This window comes from Levilactobacillus tangyuanensis, from assembly GCF_003946545.1.
GTDB classification, from domain to species: domain Bacteria; phylum Bacillota; class Bacilli; order Lactobacillales; family Lactobacillaceae; genus Levilactobacillus; species Levilactobacillus tangyuanensis.
This window is the reverse complement of sequence record NZ_RHOA01000005.1, coordinates 96,280-117,666: the sequence shown is the minus strand read 5'-3', so window position 1 is coordinate 117,666 and position 21,387 is coordinate 96,280. Positions and strand designations below refer to the sequence as shown.

The 21,387-nt window shown below is 49.7% G+C and carries 22 protein-coding genes and 1 riboswitch; of the genes, 3 read left to right on the top strand and 19 right to left on the bottom strand.

The annotated features are described in order from the left end of the window. Positions 1 to 270: 270 nt before the first annotated feature. The 5 genes from EKM96_RS05770 to EKM96_RS05750 form a co-directional block, all read right to left on the bottom strand. Positions 271 to 882, bottom strand: coding sequence for a response regulator transcription factor (locus EKM96_RS05770; RefSeq protein ID WP_125641043.1), 612 nt, complete (start codon positions 880 to 882; stop codon positions 271 to 273). Positions 883 to 885: 3 nt separating this feature from the next. After that, a complete protein-coding gene (locus tag EKM96_RS05765; protein WP_125641040.1) occupies positions 886 to 1,980 on the bottom strand; it encodes a sensor histidine kinase in 1,095 nt (364 codons plus the stop codon). 378 nt (positions 1,981 to 2,358) lie between these two features. Then, positions 2,359 to 3,009 (bottom strand): endonuclease III domain-containing protein, encoded by a 651-nt coding sequence (locus EKM96_RS05760; RefSeq protein ID WP_125641037.1) that lies wholly within the window; start codon positions 3,007 to 3,009, stop codon positions 2,359 to 2,361. A 186-nt stretch (positions 3,010 to 3,195) separates the two neighbouring features. After that, the gene (locus tag EKM96_RS05755; protein ID WP_125641034.1) at positions 3,196 to 3,735 is read right to left on the bottom strand and encodes a hypothetical protein; all 540 of its coding nucleotides are present in this window, start codon (positions 3,733 to 3,735) and stop codon (positions 3,196 to 3,198) included. A gap of 282 nt (positions 3,736 to 4,017) precedes the next feature. After that, a complete protein-coding gene (locus EKM96_RS05750; RefSeq protein ID WP_125641031.1) occupies positions 4,018 to 4,500 on the bottom strand; it encodes a hypothetical protein in 483 nt (160 codons plus the stop codon). Between the two features lie 280 nt (positions 4,501 to 4,780). Here EKM96_RS05750 and EKM96_RS05745 point away from each other — a divergent pair, with 280 nt between their 5' ends. After that, positions 4,781 to 5,290, top strand: a complete 510-nt coding sequence (locus EKM96_RS05745) for a VanZ family protein (protein ID WP_125641029.1) — start codon at positions 4,781 to 4,783, stop codon at positions 5,288 to 5,290. 46 nt (positions 5,291 to 5,336) lie between these two features. On the opposite strand, the gene EKM96_RS05740 is transcribed toward EKM96_RS05745, so the two are convergent. The 4 genes from EKM96_RS05740 to EKM96_RS05725 form a co-directional block, all read right to left on the bottom strand. Then, entirely contained in the window at positions 5,337 to 5,780 is a 444-nt protein-coding gene (locus tag EKM96_RS05740; protein ID WP_125641026.1) for a GtrA family protein, read from the bottom strand. A gap of 278 nt (positions 5,781 to 6,058) precedes the next feature. Beyond that, a complete protein-coding gene (locus EKM96_RS05735; RefSeq protein WP_125641050.1) occupies positions 6,059 to 6,586 on the bottom strand; it encodes a folate family ECF transporter S component in 528 nt (175 codons plus the stop codon). A gap of 39 nt (positions 6,587 to 6,625) precedes the next feature. Next, positions 6,626 to 6,722, bottom strand: a riboswitch (THF riboswitch). A 50-nt stretch (positions 6,723 to 6,772) separates the two neighbouring features. Beyond that, on the bottom strand, positions 6,773 to 7,639 hold the full coding sequence (locus tag EKM96_RS05730) for a DegV family protein (protein WP_125641023.1): 867 nt from the start codon (positions 7,637 to 7,639) through the stop codon (positions 6,773 to 6,775). A gap of 212 nt (positions 7,640 to 7,851) precedes the next feature. Continuing rightward, on the bottom strand, positions 7,852 to 8,280 hold the full coding sequence (locus EKM96_RS05725; RefSeq protein WP_125641020.1) for a MarR family winged helix-turn-helix transcriptional regulator: 429 nt from the start codon (positions 8,278 to 8,280) through the stop codon (positions 7,852 to 7,854). Positions 8,281 to 8,482: 202 nt separating this feature from the next. Between EKM96_RS05725 and EKM96_RS05720 the strand changes: the two genes are divergently transcribed. Then, positions 8,483 to 10,189, top strand: a complete 1,707-nt coding sequence (locus EKM96_RS05720) for an NFACT RNA binding domain-containing protein (RefSeq protein ID WP_125641017.1) — start codon at positions 8,483 to 8,485, stop codon at positions 10,187 to 10,189. A 55-nt stretch (positions 10,190 to 10,244) separates the two neighbouring features. Here the strand turns inward: EKM96_RS05720 and EKM96_RS05715 are convergent, their stop codons facing one another. From EKM96_RS05715 to EKM96_RS05685, 7 genes are all read right to left on the bottom strand, one after another. Beyond that, positions 10,245 to 12,818 (bottom strand): carbamoyl phosphate synthase preATP-grasp domain-containing protein, encoded by a 2,574-nt coding sequence (locus EKM96_RS05715; RefSeq protein WP_125641014.1) that lies wholly within the window; start codon positions 12,816 to 12,818, stop codon positions 10,245 to 10,247. 2 nt (positions 12,819 to 12,820) lie between these two features. After that, on the bottom strand, positions 12,821 to 13,897 hold the full coding sequence (locus EKM96_RS05710) for a carbamoyl phosphate synthase small subunit (RefSeq protein ID WP_125641011.1): 1,077 nt from the start codon (positions 13,895 to 13,897) through the stop codon (positions 12,821 to 12,823). A 28-nt stretch (positions 13,898 to 13,925) separates the two neighbouring features. After that, positions 13,926 to 14,462 carry a bifunctional pyr operon transcriptional regulator/uracil phosphoribosyltransferase PyrR gene (gene pyrR, locus EKM96_RS05705; protein ID WP_125641008.1) on the bottom strand — a complete coding sequence of 179 codons (537 nt, stop codon included), beginning with the start codon at positions 14,460 to 14,462 and terminating at the stop codon, positions 13,926 to 13,928. Positions 14,463 to 14,598: 136 nt separating this feature from the next. Then, positions 14,599 to 15,525, bottom strand: coding sequence for an RluA family pseudouridine synthase (locus EKM96_RS05700; protein ID WP_125641005.1), 927 nt, complete (start codon positions 15,523 to 15,525; stop codon positions 14,599 to 14,601). Beyond that, entirely contained in the window at positions 15,522 to 15,989 is a 468-nt protein-coding gene (gene lspA / locus EKM96_RS05695; RefSeq protein ID WP_125641002.1) for a signal peptidase II, read from the bottom strand. Before lspA ends, EKM96_RS05700 begins: the two co-directional genes overlap by 4 nt. A 339-nt stretch (positions 15,990 to 16,328) precedes the next feature. Beyond that, positions 16,329 to 17,984 (bottom strand): formate--tetrahydrofolate ligase, encoded by a 1,656-nt coding sequence (locus tag EKM96_RS05690; protein ID WP_125640999.1) that lies wholly within the window; start codon positions 17,982 to 17,984, stop codon positions 16,329 to 16,331. After that, a complete protein-coding gene (locus EKM96_RS05685) occupies positions 17,981 to 18,391 on the bottom strand; it encodes an EbsA family protein (RefSeq protein WP_125640996.1) in 411 nt (136 codons plus the stop codon). Before EKM96_RS05685 ends, EKM96_RS05690 begins: the two co-directional genes overlap by 4 nt. 38 nt (positions 18,392 to 18,429) lie before the next feature. On the opposite strand from EKM96_RS05685, the gene EKM96_RS05680 reads away from it, so the two are divergent. Beyond that, on the top strand, positions 18,430 to 18,837 hold the full coding sequence (locus tag EKM96_RS05680; protein WP_125640994.1) for a ribonuclease HI family protein: 408 nt from the start codon (positions 18,430 to 18,432) through the stop codon (positions 18,835 to 18,837). On the opposite strand, the gene EKM96_RS05675 is transcribed toward EKM96_RS05680, so the two are convergent. The 3 genes from EKM96_RS05675 to EKM96_RS05665 all read right to left on the bottom strand — a co-directional run bounded on the left by EKM96_RS05675 (position 18,813) and on the right by EKM96_RS05665 (position 21,332). After that, positions 18,813 to 19,937: an NAD(P)/FAD-dependent oxidoreductase gene (locus EKM96_RS05675; protein ID WP_125640990.1), complete on the bottom strand. Its 1,125-nt coding sequence runs from the start codon at positions 19,935 to 19,937 to the stop codon at positions 18,813 to 18,815. The two genes, EKM96_RS05680 and EKM96_RS05675, sit on opposite strands and share 25 nt — an antisense overlap. A gap of 130 nt (positions 19,938 to 20,067) precedes the next feature. After that, entirely contained in the window at positions 20,068 to 20,670 is a 603-nt protein-coding gene (locus tag EKM96_RS05670; RefSeq protein WP_125640987.1) for a nitroreductase family protein, read from the bottom strand. 113 nt (positions 20,671 to 20,783) lie between these two features. Continuing rightward, a complete protein-coding gene (locus EKM96_RS05665) occupies positions 20,784 to 21,332 on the bottom strand; it encodes a TetR/AcrR family transcriptional regulator (protein WP_125640984.1) in 549 nt (182 codons plus the stop codon). Positions 21,333 to 21,387: the final 55 nt, after the last annotated feature.

The following is a 21,387-nucleotide window of genomic DNA, read 5'->3' as shown; positions in this document are numbered from 1 at the left end:
ACAGGATATCTGTTCTTGATGTTTTTTATTGTCCAAAAAATTTTGAGACAGTGGCTAACTTGATTCTAAAATGCGCGTTCTAGTAACATTCCCCTCATCTCCTATGCTTGGAGAATACACTATGATTGGTGACACTGTCTTGGAAATATCGGTAAGTGGTTATTAATGACTGGTAAGTGGTCACAATGCCTAAGGAAAATTAATTTGACACCAAAAGTTATGTGAAAATAAAAGGATCTTTCATCAAGTGAAAGATCCGACTGAACATTTTTACTCAGATAGCCACTTGTTATCCCTCGCCACTTTGATGGCTTCAATTCGAGTGTGCACACCAAGCTTGCTGAAGATTGACGATAAATAATTTCGTACCGTTCCTTCAGATAAAAATAGAGCTTTCGATATCTGCTTTGTTGGCAAGCCCTGACTCACTTCCCTTAGGACTGTCAGCTCCCTCTCCGTCAGTGGATTACTGTTAGCCGAAAACATATTGACAACCAGCTCCGGATCATAAACGGTGGCCCCTTGAACCACACGATGAATCGTCTCTATCAGGGCATCGCTTGGACTATCCTTTAGTAGATATCCTGAGATCCCCGCCTTTACAGCACGTTCAAAGTAGGCCTGCTGAGCAAATGTGGTCAAAATAATAACTTTGGTTGTTAAATGCTCGGACTGAATCCAATCAGCAATATCCAGCCCAGATGCTTTCGGCATTTCAATGTCTAGAATAGCCACTTCTGGTTTAAAAGATTGAATTTGCTTCCAGGCTGTAGCACCATCAACGGCAGTTCCTAAGACTTTTAAACCATCCGCCAATGCCAGCAATTGTGACAAGGCGGTATTCAACATGCTCTGATCTTCAGCTAAATAAAGTGTAATCATTTCCTACTCCTTTGGAATTGACATTACGACTCGAGTACCCGCGGCATTTCGATCGATATCGAAACCGCCATTCACCGCCAGTAAGCGAGATCGCCTACCTTCGATGCCATTGGAACCAGTTCGATGGTACTTTTTCCCCCGGCCATCATCTTGAACAATAATCCGGTAGGTATGCTCATCTTCAATAAACCGAAGCTGAACATTATTCGCATGGGCATGCCGGATGACATTAGTCATCGCCTCAATTATCACCGCTCCAAAACGGTTCTGGACCGCAGTTGGCCATTTTGTGGCAGCCGCTTCTCCAGAGGTCGTGAGCCAAATATCCGCAATTGCCAATTTTTGACCTTGGTCAAACAATACTTCGCTTATCGACCGCTGATGCAAATTATTTACGATGGATCGAACCAACTGTAGATTTTTACGACTTGTCTGCTCAATGTCTATGAGCTCCTGTTCGACCTGCTTTGGCGAATTATTAAGCAGCTTACGAGCTAATTCAGTCTTCACTGTAATCATTGAAAAACTTTGCCCCAAACTATCGTGTAAATCTCTGGCAATCCGGTCTCGCTCATCTCGCCGAATGATAGCTTGCAGTCTGCGGTTTGTTTGGCTTAGTTGCCTTTGCCGCATCAGTAACCGTGACCAGGCATATGAACAAATGGGGGCGACAATTGGAAAGAGCAATCCCAGCACGTCACCATTATGCCACTTAAAAACATCAGGATTTGCAGTAAAGTCCAGCCACAGTCCACTGAACAAAAGACTATAATAGCCGCCACAGAACCAATAGAAGTATCTCTTCGGCCGATATGCGAGCCGAAATGGAATTTGCCATCCTGGATAAATGATCAAGTAATTATTGGCCTGGAACAGGACAAATAAACCAGCAATTAACATTTCACCCGTGCCAGTCACTCGTCGCCAGGCCGGTATTTGAACAAAAATGACGTAGAATATGAAAAATATAAATATCGCGACCAACCAGAACCATTGTCCTTTGACCACGTCTACTGAAAAAGGAAGATAGACGAGCCAAACGTAACTCATCCAATCAATCTTATCCAACCTTTCTCTCAACAATCTACTCTTTAACATGGTCCCCACCCCTATTAAAAAATATAGTGCTTACAAAGGGTTCATTAAAATTCGTCAATAATCTAACGGCTTCACAATTTAATAACAATAGTCTAGCACCTGTGAGAATATTACCTATCCATTTGTTCTCATAGTAAGTTGAAATTACTCCGCCAAGTTGCCCCCTTTTTATTAAAAACAGTTTAGCAGCCATGACCAACGTTTTATAGACACAGGTATCATCGAATAATATGACAATTGTCATATTGATTACTATCTTCCGTTCAATACCCTTGTGGACAAAAAAACCAATCCCGGGCTATCATGAGATTGGTCTCTTTAATATTAATATATCGTGTTTGACGGCAACATATGCTGGTCGCATACGGATTCGACCGCCTACAGCTCCGCCTCGTTTTCCTCATTCAACTGGTCACAGTCAATAATGAGCTGACAGACTTCTTTTTCTGGCGGCAACTTCATGGAATACTTTCGACCATACTCAATCATCGTGTGATGCGCCTGATGTAGGTCCTCAGGTGCCAGTACGCCCACAATCTTCGTTTCCACCTGTAACGGCGTCGCTGTCCGCGGCACAAAGTGCAGTCGCTTAGAAATTGCCGACACATGGGTGTCCACGGCAAACGTCGCCTGTCCAAAAACATCGCTCAGCACCACATTGGCCGTCTTGCGGCCGGCACCCGGCAAAGCCATGATCCCCTGACGGTCGGTTGGCACGACATCATTTAAATCCTCGTGAACAATTCGCGCAGTCTTGATAATATTCTTGGCCTTGTTGTGAAATAGGCCAACGCTCTTAATAATCGTTTCGACGTCACCAACGTCGGCGGCCATCAGGTCCTGTGGACTGGGATATTTACCAAATAGCATTGGGGTCACCTTATTGACGGATACATCGGTCGCCTGAGCACTTAGGATAACGGAAATTAAAAATTGAAACGGCGTCCTGGCGTCCAGTGAAGGCCCAACTGGCCCGATATCGTCCTCCATTTGATGAATGGCCCAAACAATCTGTTTGTCTGTTAACATGCTTGCCCAACTCCCTTTTTCCATTCCGATTCATTAACCTTATCTTACCGCAAAAAGAGAGGTCGTCCTAGCGTTGGTCATTTGCATAATCGTTGTCAATCCCTGTTGATCCAAAAAACAGTAACGGCGATCGCGGTCGTTACTGACATGAGTTACGCCTTCTATTAGCAGATCCCTGGTGGTCGCTTAACCGACTGTGAAACCAGCACCATGACCACCAAATTTATGGAAAACACCATTATGCTCCTGCATACCACGAATATAGGTTCTGTTGCCCACGCGCTTCACGTGTTCTCTCATGAAAGCAACGGTTCCATCCGGGTCATAGTAAACCGCATAGTGGATGTCCGCCGGATCTTTGCGTTTTTTCAACTGATTTAATTTATGACGATACTTTTTATTTAACTTATTAATCTTGGCGGTTAGCTGCTTAGCTTGATGCGTCGTATAGACCGATCCTTGCTCCCGACCGATTGTTTTCTTGAGGTTCCTGAGCAACTTGATCTTATGGTCAATAACCGCCCGCCAAGCTAACGATAAGCCCTTGCCATTCAGGGTAGCATCTTTTAATGCCCGCTTGTCGGCCTTAATCGCCGTAGTCTTTTCGATTCGGGCACCAGAAGTCCTGGCGGCTAGAACGGTCGTAGACGGCGCCATCAGTCCAAATGCAATGGCCAGAATCATGAGCCCACCGGTAATCCAGTGTGCCACGTTGGATTGAGTCATAGTATTTCCTCCTAATTGCCATAATCACTTCTTTAGCAGATATAGACGCTATTCTTTCAAGCCTTTAATGCTTAAACCATAGCATCTCCCACACCCACTGACAAGTCGCTAATCACTGTCCCAAGGCAATTGTTCCCATTGGTCTGACAATGATTCTTCATTCTTACCGGACGGAGTTACCTCACTAACTAGAATGGTCTGACTTGATAAATAAATACCCTTGTCTGGACTATTTAAATATAACTGACTCGTGGGCGGCCATCGATGCCAAAAGAAAAGCCTTCAATGACTGAAGGACTTTACCAGCCATTTAATTCCTTGTCCGACCATCAAGATCGGACCGAATACAATCAACAATAGTGAATACCAAAGATGCTCAACAAAAATAAATATAGGATTTAAAATTTCGTCAGTACTCTGAGTCGTGTCCGACATGTAGGTCCAAGGGTTAGCCGTCACCCCATTCGGTGTCCAACGACGGTCCTTATGGTTGGCATTCAAATCGCGTTGATGAAGGTCCAGTGCCCGCGTCTTAAAAGACCGCAGATCCGGATCATTCTTCTTAAACATCCTCATATAATGTCGCCGAAGGAATGGGTAGCAGGTTAACCAGCTCAATATCACCCAAACCGTAAACGCTGACAGGTCAATCGTCCAGTGACTTCCCCGATGAACCAAGTTTGATGTGAGTAAAATCATGACTGCTAAGAGACCATAAATTAAGCTCTTTAAATACCGCCAGTATTGCAATCGCTTAAGGCTCATACAGATCACCGTCCTTCACCCCAATAATAGCTGTTAAGTTGAAACCATTATACACCGACACAACGCGAGAAAAACACTTAGATTTGGACAGTTGCGGCATTAATTAGGCTTCATACTTAACGAATTATGATGAAACTGTGAGCAACAACTTATGATTTTTCTAAAGGCGCCAAGAATCGGTTAAGCTCTGTGAGAAATGCCCTCGTAAGGCTAATTCTGCGGTATTCTATAAACATGTTAATCAGAAGCACTCATCGCTACCATCAACGGAGGTGATCACATGCGTTGGGAACCCTTAATCATTATCACCTTAATGGCCAGTGTCGCTGGCCTCTTCATTCTTGCCACCGGTCGTCGTCACCGTTGGGCAGGCATCATTGTGCTAACCTACTTAACCGGTTTAGCCGTGATTCTTTTTACCCCGTTATCCTTCTCGGGAACGGCCGTCTACATCATGCCGCCTGGCATGGGGCGCGTTAACTTGACGCATTTAGACCTATTCAACTTAGGCTTTGCCGAAAACATTGCCTTAACATTACCCATCGGTTTAGCGCTGAAATGGCTGGCACCAAAATTATCGCTCTTAAGCGTTGGGGTCTTCGGCCTCTTCGTGGGAAGCGGGATTGAAACGTTCCAGTATATTCTCTCCAACCATTGGCTAATCAATCGAAGCAGCGACATCAATGATGTCTTAGCCAACGCGCTAGGCATTCTAATCGGCGGCACGATGGTCGCCATCTACCTGCGACTATCTAACAAACAACACACCCGGCAACGAGCCCTAGCTTAATAAAAAATCCCTTCACCAATTTAAACTTGGTGAAGGGATTTTTTCATTAATCATCGATTTCGTTACGGCTAAGCGCCTTCGTCTTACGAAAAACGAACCACTTACTGAAGAAGTAGTTTGCTAGAACAACCACGACTTGGTCGACTAATTTCGTTAACATTTCATTTTGTTGGAGCAGTGATACCCCAATCCACATGATACCGGCATCCATCACTAACGTTGCCGCCCGCACCGAGAAGAATGAAACAACTTCCTTAGTCAGTGCACTCATGGTCGTGAAGTGAGAATGGAAGACCCAGACCCGATTGGTCACGTACGCGAATAGCACCGAAATAAACCATGCCATGGCATTGCCGACCTGGTAGTTCCAGCCCCATAGGGTTGCCGTTAAGTAAAAGACGACGATATTGATCACGGTGGTCAGGCCACCGAAGACCAGATAAGCGAGAACATCTTGATATTTTTGAAAAAGTTGGCGTAATTGTGTCATGAAAAAATCCTCCCCGAATTGCCTCTACCAATATTCGTTATAAAGGACTTTATGCCGTGACGCAAGGGAGTCCCCCGATTTAATAGAAAAAGTTAAAGGTTCGATCGCTAGATACCGAAACTTTGATGGTCATTGGTGTGTCATTATTAGCAGTTGCTGTTATGTTGCCAATTTAGGTTGTTTGGTTGTCTAAAGTTAAAGTAATAAATTTATTGTAACCACTATTTGACCATTGAAAAACACCTTCCAGCCAACCTAATGGTAAGAAGGTGTTCTATTTAGCCTTTTAATCGTGCTTGAACCATCTTAATCATCTGACTGTTCAACAGCCAGTAGACCAAGACAATTTGCAGCGGTGTGACAATCAATTGTTTGATAACCCGTGCTGGTAATAGGCTCCAGAATGGCGTGTGATACATGATGGTCACCCACCACGTATTCAGGATGGCATTGACAACCACCGCGATAACCACCGAGGCCAGGATCACCCGCACCCAGGTTACCGGCTTACCATACAGGAACAACGCGTAAGTCAACGATCCCAGGACCGCCGAAACCGTGAAGCCAACGAAGTACGGCCCACCAGAAATCAGCGTACCGACTACATCGAAAACCACCGCAGTCATCATGCCCCACCACGGTCCATACCATTTGGCAATCAGCGCAACAATCAAAAAGGTAAAACTAACCTTGATCAGGTTGCTGCCAACCGAGAAACGACTAAGGACCAACTGTAGGGCCATTAACATGCCCAAAGTAACCATATTCAACGTGTCCAGCTTGGGTAGCCGGGTATTTGTCATCATTTTCAATTAAGACATCTCCTAAGGGAGTTGCCACATCGCTGCGGCCAATGCGGAAATAGAATCGCGGGGCCCAACCCTTCGTCCGACGTTCACATTGCGTTCCATCGGCACTTAACGCTCTATTTCCTACTCCGTAAATTTAATTACAGGAAACATCATAACATATCCATAACTGGTGTGCACGAGTTATGCCCGGTCGAAGTCCTTCATCCAGGCGAGCGCTAACGCCTTCTCACCAAGGTGGGTCCCAATAACCGGACCGAAGTACGACTGTTCTACCGGAATTTCTGGGTACTGCGTGGCAATCTTATCCGCCCAGGTCTTGCCACCCTCAGGATCGTTAGCATTAATCACCAGCGCCCGTAATGGGTAATCGACCTGTGCCTGCGCCTCAACAAACAAGTCTTCAACACGAGCCAAGGCCTTTTTCCGCGACCGAACCTTTTCAAACGCCACAATTTCATGGGTATCATCGTCAAAGGTCAGCAGTGGCTTAATTCGCAGGACACTCCCAATGAATGCCGAAGCATTCGAGAGCCGACCGCCGCGAACCAAGTTTTGTAAATCATCCACAACGAAGTACTCGCCAATCGTTGACCGCAAGTCATCTAAGCGCGCAATGATTTCCTCGGGTTCAGCACCCTTGTCAGCCATTCGGGACGCCTCAATGGCCAAATACCCCATCAATTTAACGGTAATTTGGCTATCGTAAGGAATTACCTTAATGTTCTCAATGGTTGGGGCAATGTTCTTCAGTTGGTTCACAAAGCCAGAAATCGTGCTGGCTAAATGAATGCTGATCACAGCATCATAACCCTCATCCGCCAATTCATTATATAAGTTAATCATTTCGCCCAATGGCGGCTGGGAAGTACTTGGAAATGACTTGGAATTTCTTAACCGATCGTAGAATTCACTGGTCGTAATATCAACATCTTCATCATAGGAGCGACCATCAATGATCACCGGGATAGGAACAACGTGAATGTGATACCGCTCAACCTCTTCTGCGGACAAATAGCTGGTACTATCGGTGACCACAGCAATCTTCATTATTACACCTACTTTATCTTTTCATTCATCTACCCAGAATAACATAAAACACCCCTGACGACTAGGAATTACCTGCCTCTTAACAGAGACTTAAAAGCCGCGCCACAACAGTCTTTCTCTGCGAAAGCGGCTCCATTCCCGGTTCATTCAGGGATGTTACAAGATTCACTATTCAAAATCGTCCTAAAAAATAACCAACATTAAGACATCGATTACTTTTTAAGCACGCGATGCCGATCAAAACTTTTGTCTAAGCGATTCAATAAAATCTGGAGTAAATTCCGCTCATCGGTCGACCAGTGCTCAAATACATCGTCCGATAGGCCTTCAAAGGCGGCATGAATTTTTTCGGCCGTATTCCTGCCATCATCAGTTATTGTATATAGCAACTGTCGTTTGTCTCGTCCCACGGCCTCTTTAGTCACCATCGACTTGGCCAACAAGCCCTTCAACTGTCGACTCAGTGTTGAGGTATCTAACTTGGTGTTTTGAGCGAGAATCTCCTGCGTGTTCTCTCCACTAGCGATGTGATCAAGCAGCTGCCATTCAGAAACGGTCAGGTGATATTGCTTAGTCATGCGCTGGAGCAACGTTTGTTGCACCTTATTGATGGAAATTAGCGCTGAAAGACTGGATTTCATGACTCCTCACTCCTTTTGATTGTATTGTACAACGATCCCGTTGCTACTCACAAGCGTTAATTCAATAAATTTATCAATAAGGGGCCGCTTAAATCGATAGTTCTTCTTTGCACTTCCGGCGCAGGCCCGGTATACTTGATCTTGTGTTGCCTTTTCGACTCAATTATTTAAAAACTTTTAACTAGAAAGGTGTTGTTTCACGATGTCCTTTGATGGTTCTTTCACCCACGCCATGGTTCAAGAACTCAACCAATCATTGGCTACCGGTCGCGTTAGTAAGATTAACCAACCCTATGCCAACGAAGTTGTTCTGACCATTCGGGCCAACAGCCACAATTATCCCATTCTTCTTTCGGCTAATCCCACCTACGCGCGGATTCAAGTGACGCAGATTCCTTACGTGAATCCACCCGTTCCCACAAACTTTACAATGATCCTACGGAAATACCTGCAGGGGGCCATTCTAAAGGAAGTCACGCAGTCCGCTAATGACCGCGTGGTGCACCTGCATTTTACCTCCCGTAATGAATTAGGTGACCAGCAGGAATTACTCCTAATTATCGAAATCATGGCTCGTCACAGTAACGTCATCCTGGTGGATAGCGCCACCGATAAGATTCTCGATGCCATTAAGCACGTTGGGTCCGATCAAAACCGTTATCGCCTATTGCTTCCCGGTGCACAATACATCACGCCACCCAAGCAGGACCTGGATGACCCCTTCCAGGGTCCGCGTCCTGATCTTGCGCAAACGATTCGTGACTTCCCCAACGAAGATGTCCTGGCCACAACCCTGCAGCATCAATACCAAGGGCTAGGCAAGGACACGGCGGCGGCACTGGCTGCTGCCCTACACGAATCCGGTTCGGCCGAGGATCTCTTCACCAAGTTCTTTGCCGGCTTCAATCAACCGACACCAACCTTGGAAATTTCCCCAAAGCACAAAACCAGCTTTACGGCCTTCCCTTATCCAACAGACGGCACACAGGAGTCGGCCGAAACCCTCAGCGCCCTCTTGGATCACTATTACCAAGATAAGGCCGAACGCGATCGGGTTCAACAACAGGGTAGCGTGCTGATTCGAGTAGTTCGCAATGAACTCAAGAAGAACCGGACCAAGCTGAAGAAGCTACAACGCACCCTGGCCGAAACCGAAAACGCCGACGAGTATCGGATTAAGGGTGAGGTCCTGACGACCTATCTCCATCAGGTCAACCGCGGCGATACTGAAGTGTCGTTGCCAAACTTTTACGACAACAACGCTTCAATTAAGATCGCCCTATCCAATCAGCTCTCGCCCAACCAGAACGCGCAGAAATACTTCAAGCGTTATCAGAAGGCCAAGAACGCGGTCATTTACGTCAATGAACAGCTGAAGATCACCCAGGCTGATGTGGACTACTTTAGCAACATCATGGCGCAAATCGAGCTGGCAGCACCTAAGGACCTGGTCGACATTCGACTAGAACTCCAACAAGGTGGCTACCTGCGGGACCACGATCACCAAAAGAAGGCCAAGAAACAAAAGCGGCAAAAGGTCAGCAAGCCCGATCAATTCACGGCGACCGATGGCACCAAGATCTCCGTGGGTAAGAATAACTTACAAAACGACCAATTGAGTCTGCATACCGCCAAACGAACCGATATCTGGCTACACGTTAAGGACATGCCCGGATCTCACGTGATTGTCCACGATGAGGATCCGAGCGAGGCCACCATCTTGGAGGCCGCCCAGTTGGCTGCGTACTTCTCCAAGGGCCGTGAATCCAGCAACGTGCCCGTCGATTACGTTCCCGTTAAGCGCCTACGTAAGCCCAACGGCGCTAAACCTGGTTTCGTGATCTTTACCGGCCAACGCACCGTCTACGTCACGCCCGACAGTGACTTGGTTGAACGGCTGCAAAATTAATTTAAGAACATATGCAAATGGCGCCACATCCTGAAATAGGATGTGGCGCCACTTTTTATATTGTTCGATTAATAATTTGATCGAGTTCCGCCGTGTCGCTAAGATTCGTCAGGGTTAAGGCCTCACTAGAGCCAAAGGCAATCGTGGCGCCGACCTCTTGGTCCGTGCTCCCTGGTCGATTCAAAACGTGTAATTGGCGGAATGGGAAGGCCGCGTTCATCAGGGCCACCCGTTGGCTATTCAAGTCAATGTTGACCGCCGTTAATTCAGCATCATCTAACGTCCCAATGTGTTGACGCGTCAGCATCCGCACCCAGTTAATCCCCGTGACCTTACTCAAGAAGGCCATTTCGGTCAACCGAGTTGGCCGCACGCCAACGACTTCCAATTGCTTCGATTCGGCACTCTTAGGCGCAAAGAGCACTTGGACCATCCCCGTCAGTTGCCGTTCACTCACGGCCTGCTTGGCCTGTTCAACCAGGTTAAGCCGCTTAGCCTTGGGCAGTTCTGCCGGCATTCTAAATGCGGTCACCTGCGAGAGCTTCTTATTCATCCCGGGGGCAATCAAATCCATGACCCCAATTGCCACCTTCTGGTCATCATTAACGAATAGGCTGACACCAATGGTGGCCGATTCTGGTAAGGGTTCCCCGGTCTCTTGATCGGGTGGCAAGACATGCAGATTAAGTGGTAGCTTCGCCAATTCACGTGCTAAGAAGTGGCGGTTGCCGGGAACGATCACGATATCCGGTTGCTCGACATGAATAACGTTCAAGACATCCCCTAGCTGAATGGGATCGACGTACTGTTTATCCGAGAACTCGGGGGCAATGGCAATCGCATTCGGATTGGTGTTCATCAGGATGGTATGGTATCCGGCGCGCTTCAACTGCTTCAACATTTCTGTTGTGAAGTATTCTGCGGCCGAGTTCGGTCCTAATTGATTCCCACCACGCCCCAAGACTAACGCCGTGCGATCGCCTAATGGCTGGCTTTCATTCTCATATTCGAAGGTACTGTAGTACCCGCTGGTCTCCTCGTCGAACTCACCAGCGGTTGGCTCAATCATCTTGTAGGTTGGCATAATCTTGGCACTCGCGGAGAGTTTCCGAATGGCGGCCGTATCCGTTTGCCAGATCCGTGCAATCATCCCATCCCCAAAGCCATAATACCGGCCCGCCCGCAACGTTTCAACGTCCATCGGGTTAGCCTGAATTTGCTTCTCAATCTCTAAAAGATGTTGCAGCTTCACGAAGTAGAAATTATCAATCTTCGTCAGTTCACTGAGTTCGGCTGGTGAGTACCCCCGCCGTAAGGCTTCGATTAAGACCAGAATCCGGTTGGCCAAAGGATGAATCAACTGCCGAATCATTTCACCATCGGTTAGGTTGCTCACACTAGGCAAGACATCCCGTGGTGAAAACTGTGAGCTGCGGACCGCCTTTAGCATGGCTTCTTCCACCGAACGGCCGAGCCCAACCGTCGATCCCACGGCCTTCATGACCGTGTCCAAATGTTGATCGGCATCCGGCACCTCTTGGAAGGGCCAAATGGGAATTCGGACACTGACATGGTCAACCGTGGGTTCGATCACCGCCGTCTGCTTCACGTAGCGACTGGGAAGCTTAACATCCACTAGTCGTTGCCCTAATAGCAGGCTCCCAACGACTAGGGCCACAGGGTAGCCCGTGGTTCGTGCGGCCAAGGCCACTCCCCGCGTAAAGTATGGGGCAACCTTGGTCACATAGAAACGCTGGTCGGCGGGATTCAGAGCAAAGCTCAGATGCAGGACCCCAACGACCCCCAGCTCCGTGGCAATCCGAAACGTTGCGTCCCGGAGATTTTGATATTCCCGGTCGTTTAACGTCTGGGTAGGCGCCACCAGGATGGAATCGCCCGAGTGAATCCCAATTGGGTCGACGTTCTCCAGGCCGCTGATCAGAATCTTGGTATCGGCAATATCCCGAACGGCCACCATTTCAATTTCCTTAAACCCAACGACACTGTGTTCCAATGTGCATTGATCGAACCGTGATTGTTGGAAACCTTGATTTAAGGCGGTAATCATCTCATCGACATTTTCACAAATCATCCGATTGGTATCTAATCGAGGAGCAACCGGCTTGACGATCAATGGGAACCCGATATTCTCGACCAGTCCCATGGCCTCGTCGGTCGTCTCGACAATCTTAGCCTCGATGACCGGTTCATGAATTTCCTTTAACGTGGCGTTTAACGCGGCGGGATTATTCACCTGATTCATCGTGGTCGTTGGCATCCCCAATAGGGTAATTCCCAACCGCCGAATATCACCATTTTCAATGAGTTCTTGGACAATTCGGATCCCCACCAAGCCACCTAACGTGGGAATGATGGCATCCGGCATATCCTTCTCCAGTATATGCCGGACATTTTCAGTCGTCACAGCCTGGATATACATGTTCGTGGGTTGAATCTCTTCGAGCGCGACCGAAAACGGATTATTATCAATGATTGATGTCCGAATTCCTTGTTTCTTCAATCGCGTAATAATCTGGACAGTGGCACTATCTAGTTCGGTCTCATGGCCAATCTCGGTCGGACCGCTCCCAATGATGAGAACCTTTTGTAGGTCGTTTAAGTTCTGCAAACCTATCCCTCCCGTGCCGTCATGGCTTCCATAAATTCGTCAAATAAATCGCGACTTTCGTGGGGACCGGGCGCCCCGTCGGTAAAGAACTGTACCGAAAAGGCCGGGTAATCCCGGTGACGGAGTCCTTGGACGGTCCCATTGATCAGGTCAACATAGGTGGTAATCAGTCGGTCACGGTCAATGGTCTTATCATCCACCGCATACCCCTGACCCTGGGCCGCATAAATAATATCGTTCGTAATGATTCGCCGAATGGGATGACTACTCCCATGATACTCCACCGGTAGTGGTCGCAGGCTCGCCCCATTCGCCAAGGCAAAGAGCTCATGGCCTAACCCAATGGCAAACAAGGGGATCTCGGCCTGGATGGTTCGAATCATCTCCAGCACGCCTTCACCCAAGTCCAGTGGTGACCCAGGTCCTGTCGACAGTAATACCCCGTCCGGATCCAGGTTCAAGACGTCTTGGGCACTGGCCGTCCACGGTAACACCGTCACATTACAACGACGCTCCGAGAGCTGCCGGAGAATCCCGTGTTTCAAGCCAAAGTCGATGACAACGACATTTTTCCCGGTATCCGGGTTCGGATACGGCTTGGGTGTGGCCACCTGGTCAACCTGCCGATTGGTCAGTACCGTGGCATTCAACTGGTCAAAGGCATGGGCATCGGCAACATCCACGATACTACCCTTGACCGGGCCATCCATGTGGCGCAGCTTACGAATCAGGTGACGGGTATCGATGCCGCTAATCCCCGGGATGTTATGTTGCTGGAGAAACTCATCCAGTGACAGCCGGGATAGCCGATTGGTCGAAATGTTGGTGACGTCACGCACCACCATCCCCTTAGCCGTAGGCAGGATTGACTCGTAACTATCGTGGTTGATCCCCACGTTACCAATCGCCGGCTGTGAAAAAATAAGTATTTGATTATGATAGATCTGGTTGGTAATAATTTCTTGGTACCCTAAAAGACTTAAGTTAGTGATGACCTCACCACTCGTCGTCGCGCCAGCACCAAACCCTTCACCGGCGTAAGCCGAGCCGTCTTCTAAAATTAAATAGCGTTTTGCCATGAAAAATCGGCCCCTTTACCAGTTAGTCCTATGCCTGTTGGATTTCGACAGCGTCACGGTCATCGATCTCGCTAACGGAGACCCGAATCCGTTCATGCTGGGAACTGGGAATGTTCTTGCCCACAAAGTCGGCGCGGATCGGTAATTCGCGGTGACCCCGGTCGACTAGGACCGCCAAGTTAATACTCTTGGGCCGGCCTAAGTCCATGATGGCACTCATTGCCGCCCGAATGGTCCGCCCGGTATACAAAACGTCATCAACCAGGATGACCTTCTTGCCCTCAACGGAGAAGTCAATGTTAGCCGCAGTGACTTCTGGTTCGGCGGAATCGGCATCGTGTTCAATATCGTCACGGTAGGGGGTGATGTCCAAGTCACCCACCGGCACCGTCACATTTTCCAATTGCTGAAGGCGGCTAGCAATGCGCCGTGCTAAATAAACGCCTCGTGTCTTAATCCCGAGGATGACGAGGTCATCGACCCCTTTATTACGTTCAATGATTTCGTAAGTAATTCGGGTTAACGCCCGCTGCATGGCCATTGCATCCACAACTACCTTTGCCATCTGTGTTTCCTCCTTCAAGTTCTGGGTACCGGCAGGTGCAGGAAACGGGCGGGATTCTTCCGTAGGTGATGAAGTCCCCGCCCGCCTGTTTTAACCGGCAAACCCGTTCTGTTGGTTATATTTTAGCATAAAACCGCTAAATTTCCTTATCAATCGGCAGACCAGCCTGTTGCCGCAACCGTTTAACGACGGCCGCGAAGTTGGCTGGCACCGGCGTGCTGAAGGCTAGCTCTTCACCTGTGGCCGGTTGTTTGAAGCCGAGGGTCTTGGCATGCAAATACTGCCCGTCGCCCTTCAGCGTCTTCTTAGGCCCGTATAGTGGGTCACCAGCCACCGGATGATTAATGTAGGCCATGTGAACCCGAATCTGATGGGTCCGGCCGGTTTCAAGGCGACAGGCAATCAGTGAGTAGTCACCATACCGTTCTAACACCCGGAAGTGCGTAACCGCTGGCCGACCGTCGGCAACCACCGCCTGTTTCTTGCGGTCCTTGGGCGACCGACCCAGTGGTGCCTTGATAATCCCGGTTTCTTCCTTGAAATTACCATGGACGATCGCCACGTATTCCCGCAGATTAGTCTTAGCCTGCAACTGTGCCGACAGACTTTGATGGGCCTGGTCATTCTTGGCGACCATCAACAATCCCGAGGTATCCTTGTCGATCCGGTGAACAATTCCGGGCCGCAACTCACCATTGATTTCCGAGAGTGGGCTGTGATACAGCAGGGCATTAACCAGCGTATGGTTGGGATGCCCCGGTGCGGGATGGACGACCATCCCTTGTGGCTTATTGACCACAATCACGTCATCATCTTCATAGACGATATCTAAGGGAATGTTCTCAGGTTCTAAGTCAATCGGCTCTGGATCAGGCAAGCTAATGGCCACCTTAGCGCCAACACTCGCCTTAAACTTAGGCTTAACCGTTTGACCATCCACCGTAATCTGGCCGGCCTCAATCGCCGCCTTGGCCTGTGACCGTGAAATGGTTTCCTCTGTATCTGCAACTAATTTATCAAGTCGTTCTGCGGCTGTTACCGTAAACGCCATGTCTTGTGTCATTTTTGGTCCTCCCGTCGGTCAGCTATGAAGACGCCAATGGCAATTGCCACGACGCCGATTGTCAGACAGCTGTCCGCAAAATTAAAGATTGGAAAATTAACGAAATCCAGTTGGAACATATCGACCACGTAACCTTGCAATAACCGATCAATGAAGTTCCCAATGGTCCCGGCCATCATGAGCGCCAGTCCCAGCTCTTCCAGCCAATGGTCGCGATTCGACCGATATTGCCAGAAGAAATAACCCATGATCCCTAGCGCGGCAATCGCGATCACCGTGAAGAACCACATTTGGCCTTGTAAAATGCTCCAGGCGGCCCCATCGTTACGTAAATGGGTCAGTGATAAGAACCCCGGGATTAGGACGTGTTGTCCCCCTAAGGCAATATTTGCCACCACGGCGTGCTTAATAAGTTGGTCAATGACCACGAGTACGATGATTAAGATTGTATCGACAATCAGCATAAATTAGGGAACACCTTTCCTATAAGTCGTTGTTAAAAAGTATAACAGAAAATCTGAACAACCGAGCGTTGACGCCCGATTAATTTCGATAAATCCCGGGTAAATTGGGGATCTTCCCGGTCATTTGCCGCCTACTCATCCCCCGGAACCCGAATTTCTTTCATATGACCCTTTCTAGTACTCACAAATCCATCTCGAGCATACCGGTCCAGCACCTAAAACCGGTCAAACTTGACCTAATTGCGGTGTTGACTAAACCAATCCGCCCGTAGGCCAATCCCCTGATCAGCCCACAAAAAAAGCCGGAACCTAGGTTCCAGCCGCGTGATTCAGGTGAGTTTAAAATAGTCCGGTAATCTTACCATCGGCATCGATATCCATGTCGAGGGCCGCCGGATGTTTAGGCAAGCCTGGCATCGTTAAGACGTTCCCGGTTAAGGCAACGACGAAGCCGGCTCCCAGCCGGGGGGAAAGCTCCCGCACGTTAATTGTGAAGTCACTAGGTGCCCCCAAGGCATGAGCATCATCCGTTAAGGAATACTGCGTCTTCGCCATGCAGACTGGCAACTTGTCCCAGCCATACTTAGCAAAGGTCTTCAGCTGACGTTGGGCCTTGGCCGACAACTCGACGCGGGCGCCACCGTAAATTTTCTGCGTAATCGTGGTCATCTGCGTCATCAGGTCGGTCCCCGCCGGCGTCAACCGGTGGAAGTCCTTAGGCTGCTGCGTTGCCGCAACGACCTTGGCCGCCAGGTCACTGGCACCGGCACCACCGTCGGCCCACACCGTGGTCGTCGCAACATCAACGTCGAGGTCGGTGACAATCTTGGTCAGGGTCGCAATCTCAGCATCGGTATCACTCGTGAAGCGGTTAATCGCCACGACAACGGGCACACCATACTGTTGCATGCTGGCAATGTGCCGTTTCAAGTTGACGCTCCCTTGTTCTAGGGCGGCAACGTTTTCGTCGGTCAGGTCGGCGCGCTTCACACCACCATTGTACTTAAGGGCCCGCACAGTGGCTACCACAACCACGGCATCCGGCGTCTTGCCTAAGACGGGCGTCTTGATGTCCATGAATTTCTCGCCACCGAGATCGGCACCGAAGCCCGCCTCCGTCACACAATAGTCACCCAGTTGCAGCGCCGTTTGCGTTGCCAAAACCGAGTTACATCCGTGGGCGATATTCGCAAATGGCCCACCGTGAATGATCGCCGGGTTGTGTTCCAACGTTTGAACCAAATTAGGCTTAATGGCATCCTTCAATAACAGCGTAATGGCGCCGCCCACCTTCAAGTCGCCAACGGTGACGGGTTCACGGTCATAGTTATAGCCGATTAGGATGCGGTTAACCCGTTCCTTCAAGTCGCTGAGGTCTTCGCTAAGACACAGGACCGCCATCAATTCACTGGCCACGGTGATGTCAAAGCCATCTTGACGAGGCACCCCGGAGGTCCGGCCACCAAGGCCGATGACCGTCTGCCGTAACTCGCGGTCATTGATATCCAGGACCCGTTTCCAGACGATCTGCCGAGGGTCCAGGTTTAGGGCATTTCCTTGATGAATGTGATTATCGATGAGTGCCGCCAGGGTATCATGAGCCTCCGTTAAGGCGTGCATGTCCCCGGTGAAATGTAGGTTGATGTCTTCCATCGGCACCACCTGGGCGTAACCACCCCCGGTAGCGCCACCCTTCATCCCCATGACGGGGCCCATCGAGGGTTCACGTAAGGCCAGGACCGTTGAGTGGCCCGCCCGATTCATGGCATCCCCCAGACCAACAACGACCGTGGACTTGCCTTCACCGGCCGGCGTCGGGTTAATCGACGTCACCAACACCAATTTACCTTGGGGCTTTGGGTTCTTCAGCGGTAAGGTAATCTTGGCCTTGGTATGACCATAAGGCTCAATCTGATCGGCCGTTAACCCAACCTTGGCCGCAATTTTTTCGATGGGTTCTAATGTCGTTTGCTGTGAAATTTCAATGTCGTTCAAGCTTTTTCCTCCTCAATCCCGGTGGCTTCACTAATCAATCCGGCGAGTTCGATCGCCGAGTTACGTGGCAACAGGAATTGATAAATCTTGCCCTGTGCCACAATTCCCAACCGGTAGCGACTGAGATGGACGCTACTGATTTGCTTTAAGGGAATGACCAAGTGACGATGATTCAAGACGGTACTAACCGTCAAGACCCCCTTGGCCATCGTGATATTTCTGAAATGAATCTCGAGCCAGCACAGAAAGGCAAAGGCAACGAAGAAGCCCAGTGTATACCAATTAAAATGCGTAACTTCCAGCCAGAAGATGGCCCCCATCATCAACACAATCAGGGTCCAACTCCAGTTAATCACGGAGCTAAGCGGATTGGGTTGATATAAAAAACGTCGTTCTTGGGTTATCATTAACTACAACACCTCATCAATAGATTGGAGTGATTCTTGTGTATACGTTGTATACCGATGCCGCCACCCAGCCCCAAACGGGCCTAAGTGCCGGCGGAATCCTAATGGTTCATGACCATCATCAGACCCAGCTCAAGCTCCCTCTTACCGCGATGACGAATCACACCGCGGAATTTGAGATCGCCCGCCTAGGCTTTGAACACCTGGCACGGCTGGTGGGTGACGATGCGGCCACGACCACTGTTTTATTTTATACCGATAGCCAGATCGTCAGTGACAGTTTGACGAAACATTATGCAAAACATTACCAGATTTGGGTGGACGACCTATTGGCCGCCCAGGCACCGTTTCAACTAGTTCTGACCCAATGGGTACCAGAAAAGCAAAACCAAGGGGCCCATACCTTAGCCAATCAGGCCCTTCATTCCGCCGAGGAAGACAGATAAGTCGTCAACGGCTTTTCGTACTCGCTCCAGTCGGGCTCGCCACCGTATAAGGCGGAGCCGGCTAACAGCCGACCAATCTCTGGGCCCGTGGTCAATCCTGATGATCCTAAGCCGGAGGCCACCAGTAACTTCTCGTGTTCCGGTACCGGCCCAAAGAACGGGGCAAAGTCTGGCGTATAGGCCCGAGTACCCACGCGCATCCCTGTAATACTGTCGGCGCTCAGACCGCTAACGAGTCGTTGGGCACTGGCCAGCAGATCCGCCTTAACCGCGGGATCGCGACTCAGGTCAAACTTGCCGCCGTCCTCGTGCGTGGCACCAACGATTAATTTACCATGGCCAAATGGAATAAAGTCCCGTTCACCTTCCGGCATCAACACGGGCATCTGTTCTTGCAATGGATAATCCTTGACGGCGAGCTCGATGAGCTGGCCTTTTTGTGGTCGGACATCCGCCGTAATTCCAACGGGAGCCAAGACCTCTTTTAACCAGGCACCAACGGCAACGATCACGCGATCGAAGCGTTGAGGCCCCATCGAGGTCACAACATCCCCGTCGGTCGTCAGGGTAACGCGCTCACGCTTGACGCTGAGGTTGACCGCACTCGCCCGGTCCAATAACCCTTGCACCAATGCGGGCCCATCGACTCTGGCACCCCCACTGATCAAGACCCCGGGTTGTGGATTGGTTAGCAAGGGAATCTGGGCCTGCACGTCCTTCGCCGACAAGACGCTGACGGTTCCCATGGTCGGTGCTGTCCGTCGTCGTTCCTGGGCCAGATCGGCTAACACCTCGAGATCCACGGCGGCCTCACGCGTCACGATGGTGCCGGTCTGCTGATAAACCTCGGTCCCCAATTGGGCATCGTGCATTAACTCCGGATACAGGGCCGCGCCTGCCTTCGCTAGGCGATACCACCGTTGATTCCGACGCTTAGATAGCCAGGGCGAAATGATGCCTGCCGCCGCGCTGGTTGCTTGACCAACGCCATCGTCAAACAAGGTCACCTTCACCTGTTGTGCGCCTGGTAACTGACTCAGATAAAAAGCAGCCGTGGCCCCCACAATACCGCCACCAATAATTGCAATTCTCTTTTGCATCCTTATCTTGCCTCCTGACCCATTCATGACCAAACTTACTGAGACCATTTTAGCATATCTCCCGGGCGCCACCACAAATGTTGGCGCAGAAAAAAACGGCGACCTGCCTAGCAGATCGCCGAGTCTCTAATTAATTAAAAACCTTGAATAACTCATCGTCAGCCAAGTGGTCCTTGTCGCCGGCAGGCGTTTCAATGGACCCAAAGTCCATTTCTGCCCGTAACCGCCAGCTGGCAGGAATATTAAACGCTGCCCGAACATCATCATCAATCAGTGGATTGTAATGTTGCAGGTTTGCCCCGATGCCATTCTCGGCTAAGGCCGTCCAAACGGCATATTGCGCGTTCCCCTGAGCCTGTTCGGACCAGTCTTGGAAGTTTGCCGCGTACAGTGGGAAGTTATTTTCAAATTCCGTAACCGTCTTCGTTTCGGTGAAGTAAAGAATGGTCCCGAAGGCCGCCTTGAACGCGTTAACCTTAGCACTTGTCTTAGCAAAGGCCGCCTCGTCCGGCACCTCGCTCTTCAACCGGTTAATCACAATGTCCCATAACTTTTCATGCGAATCGCCGAACAGAATGACCGCTCGAGTCGTTTGATTGTTAAAGGAAGAGGGCGACTGCTTGATGGTGTCCTTGATCAAGGTCGTCAATTCATCCTGCGTGAATGAAACGTTGCGGCCCAAATCATAGATGGTCCGTCGTTGCTTAGCTAATTCTAAAAAGTTTGTTTTCATATTTAAGATTCCTCATTTCTCCGGCCACCTGACTCGCGTTATCGTCAGGGGCATTAATTAACCCAATAGCCCTAGTTTATCACTTACTTTTTGGAAGTAAAGAATTTACTCACCTAATCGCGATCGTTACCGATTGAATCTGTGAAGGGCCGCAACAGGTGTTCGCAGACGGCGAACACGGACGCAGCCGAAAGCGAACAGTCCGGTTGGGCCACTACACCAATGAGGAAGGCCCAGACGCTGGCCGCCTGGTGAGGCAGTGTCGTCCGGCCATTTGCTGTGTTCACAAGGTTGATGACCGTGGCCAGTCCCTGCGGCAGCGTCAGTGGCCCTTGTAAATAAAACGCCACCATCAAGGGCTGTTCCTGTCGGAGCGTCAATATGTTCTGAATCATCTTCCGATACATCGCGGTGGCATCACTGGAAACCAGGACACCCACCTGAAGGGTCGCCTGGACCTCTTCGCTAACGGTCTCCTGTAATTGAGCCAGCAAGGCTTGTTTGTCCGGATAATGCCGATAAACGGCCGCCGGTGAGACCCCCAGATCCCGCGCAATCTGGCGTAATGACAGCTGATCGACGCCTTCACTTCCCAATTGCTGGCGCGCCTGTTGCGCAATCGCTGCCGCAAGATTTTTCCGATGATAGGATGACTGTACCATGAAATCACGTCCTTTCCTCCAATGTTATCACTGATTACATCAAATGTAAACAGTG